The 11,332-nt window shown below is 71.5% G+C and carries 11 protein-coding genes; 6 read left to right on the top strand and 5 right to left on the bottom strand.

Going from position 1 to position 11,332, the window contains the following annotated elements; all coding sequences use genetic code 11:
* Positions 1-1,059: a 2-oxoacid:ferredoxin oxidoreductase subunit beta gene (locus OG982_RS17650; RefSeq protein WP_266791896.1), complete on the top strand. Its 1,059-nt coding sequence runs from the start codon at positions 1-3 to the stop codon at positions 1,057-1,059.
* A 37-nt stretch (positions 1,060-1,096) separates the two neighbouring features.
* Here the strand turns inward: OG982_RS17650 and OG982_RS17645 are convergent, their stop codons facing one another.
* Complete coding sequence (locus OG982_RS17645; RefSeq protein WP_266785664.1) at positions 1,097-1,471, bottom strand: helix-turn-helix domain-containing protein; 375 nt, start codon at positions 1,469-1,471, stop codon at positions 1,097-1,099.
* A 95-nt stretch (positions 1,472-1,566) separates the two neighbouring features.
* On the opposite strand from OG982_RS17645, the gene OG982_RS17640 reads away from it, so the two are divergent.
* The 4 genes from OG982_RS17640 (at position 1,567) to OG982_RS17625 (ending at position 5,602) form a co-directional block, all read left to right on the top strand.
* Positions 1,567-2,421 carry an SDR family oxidoreductase gene (locus OG982_RS17640; protein ID WP_266785666.1) on the top strand — a complete coding sequence of 285 codons (855 nt, stop codon included), beginning with the start codon at positions 1,567-1,569 and terminating at the stop codon, positions 2,419-2,421.
* Between the two features lie 165 nt (positions 2,422-2,586).
* Entirely contained in the window at positions 2,587-3,585 is a 999-nt protein-coding gene (rarD, locus tag OG982_RS17635; protein ID WP_266785668.1) for an EamA family transporter RarD, read from the top strand.
* Between the two features lie 206 nt (positions 3,586-3,791).
* Positions 3,792-5,126, top strand: a complete 1,335-nt coding sequence (locus OG982_RS17630; RefSeq protein WP_266785670.1) for a M28 family metallopeptidase — start codon at positions 3,792-3,794, stop codon at positions 5,124-5,126.
* Positions 5,127-5,212: 86 nt separating this feature from the next.
* Entirely contained in the window at positions 5,213-5,602 is a 390-nt protein-coding gene (locus OG982_RS17625) for a hypothetical protein (protein ID WP_266948856.1), read from the top strand.
* Here OG982_RS17625 and OG982_RS17620 read toward each other — a convergent pair.
* From OG982_RS17620 to OG982_RS17605, 4 genes are all read right to left on the bottom strand, one after another.
* Positions 5,576-5,992, bottom strand: coding sequence for a hypothetical protein (locus tag OG982_RS17620; protein WP_266948854.1), 417 nt, complete (start codon positions 5,990-5,992; stop codon positions 5,576-5,578). The two genes, OG982_RS17625 and OG982_RS17620, sit on opposite strands and share 27 nt — an antisense overlap.
* Positions 5,989-6,192, bottom strand: coding sequence for a ribbon-helix-helix domain-containing protein (locus OG982_RS17615; protein WP_229895123.1), 204 nt, complete (start codon positions 6,190-6,192; stop codon positions 5,989-5,991). The genes OG982_RS17620 and OG982_RS17615 overlap by 4 nt, the downstream gene beginning before the upstream one ends.
* Positions 6,193-6,291: 99 nt before the next feature.
* Positions 6,292-7,509, bottom strand: coding sequence for a sigma-E factor regulatory protein RseB domain-containing protein (locus OG982_RS17610; protein WP_266785677.1), 1,218 nt, complete (start codon positions 7,507-7,509; stop codon positions 6,292-6,294).
* Positions 7,510-7,744: 235 nt separating this feature from the next.
* On the bottom strand, positions 7,745-8,755 hold the full coding sequence (locus OG982_RS17605) for a polyprenyl synthetase family protein (RefSeq protein WP_266785679.1): 1,011 nt from the start codon (positions 8,753-8,755) through the stop codon (positions 7,745-7,747).
* A gap of 531 nt (positions 8,756-9,286) precedes the next feature.
* Between OG982_RS17605 and OG982_RS17600 the strand changes: the two genes are divergently transcribed.
* Positions 9,287-11,287 (top strand): CocE/NonD family hydrolase, encoded by a 2,001-nt coding sequence (locus tag OG982_RS17600; RefSeq protein WP_266785681.1) that lies wholly within the window; start codon positions 9,287-9,289, stop codon positions 11,285-11,287.
* Positions 11,288-11,332 lie beyond the last annotated feature (45 nt).

Here is an 11,332-nt window from a genome sequence, read left to right as displayed (position 1 = left end):
GTGACCGACGCCCCCCACCTGCTCTCGCTGGTCCCCAAGGCGGACGCCAGGCAGTCCATGAAGGACTTCAAGTCCGACCAGGAAGTGCGCTGGTGCCCCGGCTGCGGTGACTACGCCGTCCTCGCGGCCGTCCAGGGGTTCATGCCCGAGCTCGGCCTGGCGAAGGAGAACATCGTCTTCGTCTCCGGGATCGGCTGCTCCTCCCGCTTCCCGTACTACATGAACACCTACGGGATGCACTCCATCCACGGCCGCGCCCCCGCGATCGCGACGGGCCTGGCCACTTCGCGGCGCGACCTGTCGGTGTGGGTCGTGACCGGTGACGGCGACGCGCTCTCCATCGGCGGCAACCACCTCATCCACGCGCTGCGCCGCAACGTGAACCTGAAGATCCTGCTGTTCAACAACCGGATCTACGGGCTGACCAAGGGCCAGTACTCGCCGACCTCCGAGCTCGGCAAGGTCACCAAGTCCACGCCGATGGGCTCCCTGGACGCGCCGTTCAACCCGGTGTCCCTGGCGCTGGGCGCGGAGGCCACGTTCGTCGCCCGCACGGTGGACTCCGACCGCAAGCACCTCACCGAGGTGCTGCGCGCGGCCGCCGACCACCAGGGCACCGCGCTGGTGGAGATCTACCAGAACTGCAACATCTTCAACGACGGCGCCTTCGAGGTCCTCAAGGACAAAGACCAGGCGCAGGAGGCCGTCATCCGCCTGGAGCACGGCCGGCCGATCCGCTTCGGCGCCGACGGCGCCAAGGGCGTCGTCCGCGACCACGCCACCGGCGATCTGGAGGTGGTGACCGTGACGCCCGAGAACGAGGCGCGGATCCTGGTCCACGACGCGCACGCCGTGTCCCCGACCACCGCCTTCGCGCTCTCCCGGCTCGCCGACGCCGACACGCTGCACCAGACGCCCATCGGGGTCCTGCGCGACGTCGTACGGCCCGTCTACGACACGCTCATGGCGCAGCAGCTGGACACCGCCGTCGACCAGCGCGGCAAGGGCGACCTCGCCACGCTCCTCGCCGGCAACGACACCTGGACCGTCGTCGGCTGACCCGCCGCCGTCGCCCGCCCCCGGCCCGGACCCCCGCTCAGGAGGTCCGGGCCGCGTCGTAGGCGAGCCGGGCCGCCTGGACGTCGGCGGTGCGCCGCTCGGTCCAGCGCGCCAGCGCCCACACCTGCTCGGCGGCCTCGCGCCCCAGCTCCGTGAGCGAGTAGTCCACCCTCGGCGGGATCACCGGCTTGGCGTCGCGGACCAGGAACCCGTCCCGCTCCAGCGTCTGCAGGGTCTGGGCCAGCATCTTCTCGCTGACGCCGCCGACCTCCCGGCGCAGCTCGCTGAAGCGGTACGAGCGCTCGACGAGGGTGGCCAGGACCAGCACGCCCCAGCGGCTGGTGACGTGTTCCAGCACCCCCCGCGAGGGGCACATCGGGGCCTTCACCGTGACTTCGACACTTACTCCCATGCCAGTACCTTACTTCAAAGTGGGTACTACCGAAAAGTTAGCGCTCTCCCTACGGTAGTGACATCACCCCGCAGCAAGGAAAGCAGGAGATCAGCATGAGCATCGTCGTCACCGGAGCCACCGGAGCCCTCGGCCGTCTCGTCGTCGACGAGCTGCTGAACCGGATCCCCGCCGACCGCCTCGCCGTCGTCGTCCGGAACAAGGAGAAGGCCGCCGACCTGGCCGAGCGCGGCGTCGACGTACGGATCGCCGACTACGACGACGCGGCGAGCCTGGCCGACGTCTTCCACGCAGGCGACCGGGTGCTGCTGATCTCCGGCAGCGAGGTCGGGCGCCGCGTGCCGCAGCACACCGCCGTGATCGATGCCGCGACGTCGGCGGGCGTGGCGCAGCTGGCGTACACCGGAATCCTGGGCGGGCCCGAGGCCGACTTCGAGCTGGCCGCCGAGCACAAGGTCACCGAGCAGGCGATCCTCGACTCCGGGCTCCCGTACACCTTCCTGCGCAACGGCTGGTACCACGAGAACTACACCGGCAACCTGGGTGTCGTCCTGGAGCACGACGCGGTCGTGGGCAGCGCGGGCGAGGGCCGGATCGCCTCGGCGGCGCGGGCCGACTACGCCGCCGCGGCGGCCGTGGTGCTGACCGAGGACGGTCACCTCGGCCGGATCTACGAGCTGTCCGGCGACACCGCCTGGAGCCTGGCGGAGTACGCCGCCGAGGTCGGCGCGCAGGCCGGCCGCGAGGTCGCGTACGCGGAGGTCCCCGCGGAGGCGCACCTGTCGATCCTGACGGGCGCCGGCGTCCCGGAGGGCTTCGCGGCGCTCCTCGTCGACGTGGACGCGGCGATCTCGCGCGGCCGCCTCGCCGCCACGGACGGCGACCTGTCCCGGCTGATCGGGCGGCCGACGACCCCGGTGGCGCAGGCGATCGCGGCCGCGCTGGCCTGAGCGGCCGACACGGGCCTCGGTCGCCGACGCCGCCCGGGCGGCAAACACCGGCCCCGCCGCACAAGGCCCCGGGCATGTCATGAGTATCTCGTGTGAACGGGCATGACATCCGGGGCCCGCGACGCTACCTTCGTGAGGTTGGCTGAATTTCGCACTGGAGGCCCCGTGAAGGCACAGACCGAGCAGCGCACGGGTTTGCTCTACGGATTCGGCGCGTACGGGATGTGGGGCCTGGTCCCCCTCTTCTGGCCGCTCCTGAAGCCCTCCGGAGCCGTCGAGATCCTGGCCCACCGCATGGTGTGGTCGGTGGCCGTGGTCGGTGTGGCGCTGCTGGCCCTGCGCCGCTGGAGCTGGATACGAGAGCTGCTGCGCCAGCCCCGCAAGCTGGGCCTGACCGCCCTGGCCGCCTCGGTGATCTCCGTGAACTGGGGCCTGTACATCTGGGCCGTCAACAACGGCGCCGTCGTCGAGGCCAGCCTCGGCTACTTCATCAACCCCCTGGTCACGATCGCGATCGGCGTGCTGCTGCTCGGCGAGAGGCTGCGCCGTGCCCAGTGGTCGGCGGTCGCCATCGGCGTCGCCGCCGTCCTGGTGCTGGCCATCGGGTACGGGCGGCCGCCGTGGATCTCCCTGGTCCTGGCCTTCTCCTTCGCCGCGTACGGGTTGATCAAGAAGAAGCTCAACATGGGCGGCGTGGAGTCGCTGGCCGCCGAGACCGCGCTGCTGTTCCTGCCCGCCCTCGGCTACCTGCTGTGGCTGGGCGCGCAGGGGCGGTCCACCTTCGCCACCGAGAGCGCCGGGCACTCGGCGCTGCTGGCGGCGACCGGGCTGGTCACGGCGATCCCGCTGGTCTGCTTCGGGGCGGCCGCGATCCGGGTTCCGCTGTCCACCCTCGGCCTGCTCCAGTACCTGGCGCCGGTGTTCCAGTTCGGGCTGGGCGTCGTCTACTTCCACGAGGCGATGCCGCCGGAGCGCTGGGCCGGCTTCTCCCTGGTCTGGGTCGCGCTGGCGCTGCTGACCTGGGACGCGCTGCGCACGGCCCGCCGCTCGCGGGTCCGGCTCGCCGCGGCCGAGGCGGTCGCCGCGCAGGGCACGGCGGCCCCCGGGGCGGCCCCCGGCGGAGCGGCCGCCGCCGAGGTCGCGCCGGCCCGCGAGCCCGCGTAACAAGACTCCCGATCGCCCCACGATCCCCGCTGCGGAACTCCCGCAGCGGGGATCGTCCGTTTTCCGAACTCCCCTGTCCAAAATCTGGTCTTGACGGACAGTCACACTCTCACTGACCATCGGGCTCGCACTGACGCACGAACGCTCACCCGCGCCATCCCCGCACGTTCCGTTCACATCCCCAAACGGAATCCCGGAGCCCCCACATGAGCCTGTCCGTCTCCCGGCGTCTCGCCGCCGTGACCGCGATCGCGGTCACGGGGCTGCTCGCCTCCACCGCACCCGCCGCGCTCGCCGCGCCTTCCGCGACCGCCGCGCCTTCCGCGGTCACCGCGGCGCCGACGCCGCCCGACATCCCGCTGGCCAACGTCAAGGCACACCTGACGCAGCTCCAGTCCATCGCCACCGCCAACGGCGGCAACCGCGCCCACGGCCGGGCCGGCTACAAGGCCTCGATCGACTACGTGAAGGCCAAGCTGGACGCGGCCGGCTTCACGACCACGCTGCAGACCTTCACCTCCAGCGGCGCCACCGGCTACAACCTGATCGCCGACTGGCCGGGCGGCGACCCCAACTCGGTCCTGATGTCCGGCTCCCACCTGGACTCGGTGACCTCGGGCCCCGGCATCAACGACAACGGCTCCGGCTCGGCGGCCGTCCTGGAAGCCGCGCTCGCGGTCTCCAGAGCGGGGCTCCAGCCGACGAAGCACCTGCGGTTCGGCTGGTGGGGCGCGGAGGAACTGGGCCTGATCGGCTCGAAGTACTACGTCAACAACCTGCCGGCGGCCGAGAAGGCGAAGATCTCCGGCTACCTGAACTTCGACATGATCGGCTCGCCGAACCCGGGCTACTTCGTCTACGACGACGACCCGGCCATCGAGCAGACCTTCAAGAACTACTACGCCGGGCTCGGCATCCCGACCGAGATAGAGACCGAGGGCGACGGCCGCTCCGACCACGCGCCGTTCAAGAGCGCGGGCGTCCCGGTCGGCGGCCTGTTCTCCGGCGCCGACTACACCAAGACGGCGGCCCAGGCGCAGAAGTGGGGCGGCACCTCCGGTCAGGCCTTCGACCGCTGCTACCACTCCTCCTGCGACACCACGGCGAACATCAACGACACCGCCCTGGACCGCAACGCGGACGCCATCGCCTACGCGATCTGGAACCTCGGCGCGGCCACCCCGGTGCCGCCCGGCCCGTCCTTCGAGAACACGGCGGACGTGAACATCCCGGACTCCCCCGCCGCCGGGGTGAACTCGCCGATCACGGTCTCGGGCGTCGCGGGCAACGCCCCGGCCACCACGAAGGTGGACGTGAACATCGTCCACACGTACCGCGGCGACCTGGTCGTCGACCTGGTCGCTCCCGACGGCACCGTCTACAACCTCCACAACCGCAGCGGAGGCAGCGCCGACAACCTCGTCCAGAGCTACACCGTCAACGCCTCCAGCGAGGTGGCCAACGGCGTCTGGAAGCTCCAGGTCAAGGACACGGCGGCGCAGGACGTCGGCTACATCAACAGCTGGAAGATCACGTTCTGAGAAGGCCGCGAGGCCCGGTGGGCGCGTGATCGACAACATGGTCTAAACCACTTGGATTCCGGGTCCGCCCGTGATCCGATCGGGCCATGTCGGAGATCATCACCGCCCTGCTCGTCCTGATCGCCGTGGTCGTCACCGTCGGCAACCCCGCACGACTCGTGGGGAAGTGGTGGCGGCTGCGGCGTCTTGGGCACCACGCCCGGGGCCGGCTCGTGTACGTCCCCTGCGACCTGCGGGACCGCGAACTGACCGGCGGGCACTGGCGCGAGGGCCACGTCGAACTGCCGCCGGGCGGGCCCGCCCGCTGGCGCGAGAAGGGGCGCACCGAGACGGCCGCGATCGACTTCCCGCCCCTGGAGCCGGTCTCCGCCGACGACATCAGCATCGCCTTCCGGTCCGAGGACGGCGCCACCGAGCTGCGGCTGCACCCGGACGAGGCCCCGGTGGTGCTACGCGCCCTCGGTCCCCGCCCGTAAGGGGGTCGGCTGCGGCTCCTGGATCCGGGCCCGCAGCTCCTCGGCCACCGCGGCGACGTCCGCGCGCCCCAGCTTCGCCGCCTCGACCAGATCGCCGAGCTCCTCCGGCGAGGGCAGCTGCCTGGCCCCGGCCACCCGCAGGTACGAGCGGGTCGCGGCGGCCGCGTAGAACTCGTTCATCGGGGACTCCAGTGCCGGGCAGACCGCGAGGGTGTGCAAAAACGCGGCGGCCCGCCACGCGGTGTCGGGGGCGGGCTGTTCGGGGACCAGGACGAGGTCGTTCTGGTGCCGGGCGACCGCTGCGGCCACCCCGGAGGGATCCCACACGGCGGGATCCGAGGGCAGATGGTGGGCCAGCGCGGTCCAGGCCCACTCCATGGTGATCTTCAATTGCCGAACCGCTCCTGGAAGTAGCCCCAGTGGTCGGCGAACTCCTCGATGCCGGACAGGAAGTTGCTCCGGTCCTCGTCGAGTTCGCGCTCCGTGACCTCGGTGATCAACGCGGTGACGGTCGTCCCCAGTGCCGCCGCGCGCGCCTTGAGGCGTTCGTGGAACTCTTCGTTCAGGCGGATGGTGACGTGTCTCGACATGTTTTTCACCGTACAGCGGGGTCGCTGTACCGGGGGCCGGAACGGCCGAAGGGTGGGCAGGGACACAGTCCCCGCCCACCCTTCTTCAGGCCGGCGCCGCTACTTGTTGGCGTCGGCCGTCTTCACCAGCGCGTCCTTGGTGACCGCACCGATGTAGACCTTGCCGTCGTCCGTGATCAGGGCGTTGACCACGCGGGTCGAGAAGATCCGGCCCTCGCCGAACTTGCCCTTGACCTTGTCCCCGAGGGAGTCGAGGAACTGCTGGGCCTGCTTGGGCGCGTTCTTGTCCTTCGCCGCGCCCTCCAGGTCCTTCAGGCCCTTGCCGGCGCCCGAGTCGATGCGGGCGACCGTCGCCCAGCCCTCGCCGAGCACCTTCACGTCGCCGTTCTCGCCGCCGCCGGTCAGGCCCTCCAGGCCCGGGAAGGACTCCAGGGCCTTGAACTCCTTGTCGTGGCCCTTGCGGCCCTCGCCCTGCTCCGCCGCGCCCTCGGTGACCTTCGCGCCCTTGGGCGGCGTGAAGGCGAAGGTGTCGGCGGCCGGCTTGGCGAAGTCGACCTTGGTGAAGCCCGCGTCCACGATCGGCTTGCCGCCCTGGCTGGACAGCACCTGCACGCGCAGCGGAACGCCGTTCTTGGCGTCCACCGCGATCTGCACCGAGCCGATGGTGGAGCCGCTCTGCTTGGGCTTCAGGACCAGCTGGTAGGCGTCCCGCCCGGCGACCTGTGCGGTGTCGCCGACCGTGACGTCCGTGGTCGGGCCCGCGGCCTTCAGGACGTCCTGGGCGAGCTGCTGCGGCGAGGCGGGAAGGCCCTCGCCCTTCGCGCGCTCGCCCTTCTTGTGCTCGCCCTTGGCGGCGTCGGCGTCCTTCTCGTGGAAGACCTCGTTCGACTTGCTGTCGTATCCCCACACGTCGGCGCCGTTGTGGAGCAGCGTGTACTCGTCCTTGCCGTCCAGGAACGTGAGCTTCTGGCGGTCCTCGCCGTCGGCCGCGACGCGGAAGGTGTGCGTCCCGCTCGCCAGCTGCGTGATCTTGTCCTCGGGGTTGGCCGAGCCGCCCGCGACACCGCCACCGCCGAGGAGGCCGCTCGCCATGGTCGGCAGGCCGAGGTCGGTGCTGATCTTCGCGGTGCCGGACAGCTGCTCCACTTCCGAGGCCGCGATCTTCTCGATGAGCTCCTGCGCCGTGACCTTCGGCAGGTCCGGGCCGGATCCGTTGGCGAACGCCGGGACCATGGCGATGGTCGCCGCGGCCACGCCGAGCACCGCCGCCGGTACGGCGTACCGTGCGGCCTTGCGGGTCTTCGAGTTCGTTGCCATCTGTATGCCCTGCCTCCGTAGATGCGTCACGTCCACCCCGCGGCGCCACTCTCACCCGATCTGGTGGGGATGTGCCTCTATCTGACCAAAGGAGGGGGGGCGCGGCGTCACTCCCCGGAATCAACTCCGCGTACGCCCCAGGGATGACAAAACCCGGGCCCGGCATCCCCCACCCGTAGGGGATGCCGGGCCCGGGCCCGTGCCGTCTGTCGTACGCGGTGCCCCGCGGGCGCCGCTATCCGGCGCGGTGCACCACCGCGTCGCACAGCTCCTCCAGCGCCGACTTCGCGAAGCACTCCGGCAGCGGCGCGAGCGTGGCCCGCGCGTCCTGCGCGTAACGGATCGTGTCGCGGCGGGCCCGCTCCAGCGCGGGGTGCACCCGCAGCCGGGCCAGCACGTCGGCGTGCAGGGCGTCGTCCGTCAGGTCGCCGTCCAGGAGCCGTACGAGTTCCAGGTCGTCCGGGTTCCCGTCGCGGGCCGCCATCTCGCGCAGCCGCAGCACGGGCAGCGTCGGGATGCCCTCGCGCAGGTCGGTGCCCGGGGTCTTGCCGGACTCGTGCGAGTCGGAGGCGATGTCCAGGACGTCGTCCGCGAGCTGGAAGGCGGTGCCGAGGCGCTCGCCGTACTGGGTCAGGATGTCCACGACCGACTCGTCGGCGCCGGACATCAGCGCGCCGAAGCGGCCGGAGACCGCGATCAGCGAGCCGGTCTTGCCGGCGATGACGTCCAGGTAGTGCTCGACGGGGTCGCGCCCGTCGCGCGGGCCGGCCGTCTCCAGGATCTGGCCGGTCACCAGCCGCTCGAAGGCCTCGGCCTGGATCCGTACGGCCTCGGGCCCGAGGTCCGCCAGGATGTGCGAGGCACGGGCGAACAGGAAGTCACCCGTCAGGACGGCCACGGAGTTGCCCCAGCGGGCGTTGGCGCTGGCCACCCCGCGGCGCACGTCCGCCTCGTCCATGACGTCGTCGTGGTAGAGCGTCGCCAGGTGGGTGAGCTCCACGACCACGGCGGACGGCACGATCCCCGGTGCGTAGGGATCACCGAAGCGCGAGGCGAGCATGACCAGCAGCGGGCGGAACCGCTTGCCTCCGGCGCGCACCAGGTGCTGCGCGGCTTCGGTGATGAAGGGGACTTCGCTCTTGGTGGCTTCCAGCAGACCCGCCTCGACGGCGGCCAGTCCGGCCTGGACATCGGTTTCAAGAGCCTGGTCCCGCACGCTCAGTCCGAACGGCCCGACGACGGTCACGAGGGGTACTCCTGTCTGCTGACGATCACGCTGACGATCACATGGATTGTCGATGTGTCGCTGCCATCACTCAAGCCAGCGTATCCCGTCCGTTTTCGATCACGGAGAGCGCCTTCCCGGCCACGGGGGCGCCGTCACGCGCGCAGCGCCCGAACCACACCGGTATGTTCGTGAGGAGCCGAATCAACCGGAGCATACGTTTTGTCCAGAACTGCGACCGCCAGGGACGAGCCCCGGGATCCGGCGGCCTACGGGACCTCCACCACGTCGCCGGGCGCCGCCATCTGGCCGGACGAAAGCACTCCGCCGAGTACGCGCTCGCGCCCGACGCGATGCGCGCCGCCGTGTGGAAGATCACCGGCGGCCTCGCCGCCTTCGGCGTGTTGGCCACCCAACCCCGCGCACCTCGGCGTCAACGGCGCCGTGGCGGTGGCGATGGGCCTGGTCGTACTCGCGCCGGCGCCGTGGCCGCGGCGCACGACGCACCCCGTCCACTGAGGCGATTGGCAGGCGATTCGTGAGGGTTTCCGCATGATCATCCGCACTGATTTCCCGTACGAGACCACACGCGAGGATGTCCGGATTCCGCTGCCTGGAGGAGTGGAGCTGTACGCGCGGATCTGGCGCCCGGTGACGGACGAGCCGGTTCCGGCGCTGCTGGAGTACCTCCCGTACCGGCTGACGGACTGGACCGCGCCGCGCGACTGGCAGCGCCACCCCTGGTACGCGGGCCACGGCTACGCGTCCGTACGGGTGGACGTGCGCGGCCACGGGTGCAGCGGGGGTGCGCCGGGCGACGAGTACGACGCGCGGGAACTCGCCGACGGGGTGGCGGTGGTGGAGTGGCTGGCGGCGCAGCCGTGGTGCACGGGGTCGGTGGGGATGTTCGGGATCTCCTGGGGCGGCTTCAACTCGCTCCAGATCGCGGCGCTCGCACCGGAGCCGCTGAAGGCGGTGGTCACCGTCTGCTCGACGGACGACCGGTACGACAACGACGCGCACTACATGGGCGGCTCGGTGCTGGCCGTGGACATGCACGCGTGGGCGGCGGCGATGCTGGCGTTCTCGGCGCGGCCGCCGGACCCGCTGTACGCCGGCGACGGCTGGCGGGAGCAGTGGCTGGCGCGGCTGGAGTCGGTGGAACCCCTCGTCCACACCTGGCTGTCGCACCAGACGCGGGACGACTACTGGAAGCACGGCAGCGTCTGCGAGGACTACGGGGCGATCGGCGCGGCCGTGCTGGCGGTGGGCGGCTGGCACGACCCGTACCGGGACGCGGTGCTGCGGCTGGTGGCGCACCTGCCGGCCGACCGGGTGCGGGGGCTGATCGGGCCCTGGTCGCACCAGTACCCGGACCGAGGGCTTGCGCCGGGTCCGGCGATCGGGTTCCTCCAGGAGACGCTGCGGTGGTGGGACCACTGGCTGAAGGGAGTGGACAACGGGGTCATGGCCGAGCCCGTCCTGCGGTCCTGGATCTCGCGATCACACCGTCCGGCGACGGTGTACGAGCGGCTGGAGGGCCGCTGGGTCGGGGATCGGGCGTGGCCGTCGCCGTCCGTCGTACCGGTCTCCTACGAACTCCAGGGCGCGCCGGTTCTGGTGGCCTCCCCGCAGCACACGGGGCTGGACGCGGGGCGGTTCCTCCCGTTCGGCAACGAGGCGGACCTGCCGCCGGACCAGCGGGAGGAGGACGCGAAGTCGGCGTGCTTCGAGTTCCCGGTCGGCGGGGAGGAGGGGGTGGAGATCCTGGGACGCCCCGCGGTCACCCTGCGCCTGCGCATGGACGTCCCGTACGGCCAGGTGGTGGCGCGGCTGTGTGACGTGGCGGCGGACGGCTCCTCCACGCTGGTCACCCGGGGCGCGCTGAACCTCTCGGCGCGGCAGGGGCGGGACAAGGCGGCCCGGTGGCCGGTGGGGGCGTACGAGGACGTCACGTTCGAGCTGAACGCGATCGGCCACTCCTTCCCGCCCGGGCACCGGATCCGGCTGGCGCTGTCCTCCGCGTACTGGCCGTGGATCTGGCCGCGGGCCGGCTCCGAGGCGGGCTGGACCCTGGAGCCGGCGGGCAGCGCGCTGACGCTCCCGGTCCGCACGGCCACCGCCGGACCGGAGATCACCTTCGAGCCGCCGGAGCAGTCGGCTCCGCTGGGCGTGACCGTCCCGGCGACGCTGGACGAGCCGCGGCCGGAGCGGGTGGTCGTACGGGACGTCGCGCGCGGGACCTGGCGGCTGGAGGTCGACCCCCGGCACGGGGGCACGCGGGTGTACCCGGACGGCCTGGAGTTCAGCGAGGACGCGGCGGAGGTCTACGAGATCCAGGAGGGGGACCCGTTGTCGGCCCGGACCCGCTCGCAGTGGCGCATCCGCCTGCACCGCCCCGACCTGTCCTGGGACACCAGGGTGGAGACCCGGTCGGAGATCTCGTGCGACGAGGGCGGCTTCCTCACCTCGAACGAACTCGTCTGCCGGGAAGGCACCGAGATCGTCTTCCACCGCACCTGGGAACGCCGCATCCCCCGCGCAGCCGTCTGACCGGCCGGGCCCCCGTCACCCGATCACCGGCGGGGCCGGACCTTC

Origin of the sequence: Streptomyces sp. NBC_01551 (genome assembly GCF_026339935.1) — a bacterium.
In the GTDB taxonomy this organism is placed as follows: Bacteria; Actinomycetota; Actinomycetes; order Streptomycetales; family Streptomycetaceae; genus Streptomyces.
The sequence above is the reverse complement of the archived record's forward strand: the minus strand, read 5'-3'. Positions and strand labels throughout refer to the sequence as shown.

Excerpts from the sequence above, each read along its gene's own strand:
- OG982_RS17645 (WP_266785664.1), bottom strand. The coding sequence starts at position 1,471 with ATGGGAGTAAGTGTCGAAGTCACGGTGAAGGCCCCGATGTGCCCCTCG.
- OG982_RS17640 (WP_266785666.1), top strand. The coding sequence starts at position 1,567 with ATGAGCATCGTCGTCACCGGAGCCACCGGAGCCCTCGGCCGTCTCGTC.
- OG982_RS17630 (WP_266785670.1), top strand. The coding sequence starts at position 3,792 with ATGAGCCTGTCCGTCTCCCGGCGTCTCGCCGCCGTGACCGCGATCGCG.
- OG982_RS17625 (WP_266948856.1), top strand. The coding sequence starts at position 5,213 with ATGTCGGAGATCATCACCGCCCTGCTCGTCCTGATCGCCGTGGTCGTC.
- OG982_RS17615 (WP_229895123.1), bottom strand. The coding sequence starts at position 6,192 with ATGTCGAGACACGTCACCATCCGCCTGAACGAAGAGTTCCACGAACGC.
- OG982_RS17610 (WP_266785677.1), bottom strand. The coding sequence starts at position 7,509 with ATGGCAACGAACTCGAAGACCCGCAAGGCCGCACGGTACGCCGTACCG.
- OG982_RS17600 (WP_266785681.1), top strand. The coding sequence starts at position 9,287 with ATGATCATCCGCACTGATTTCCCGTACGAGACCACACGCGAGGATGTC.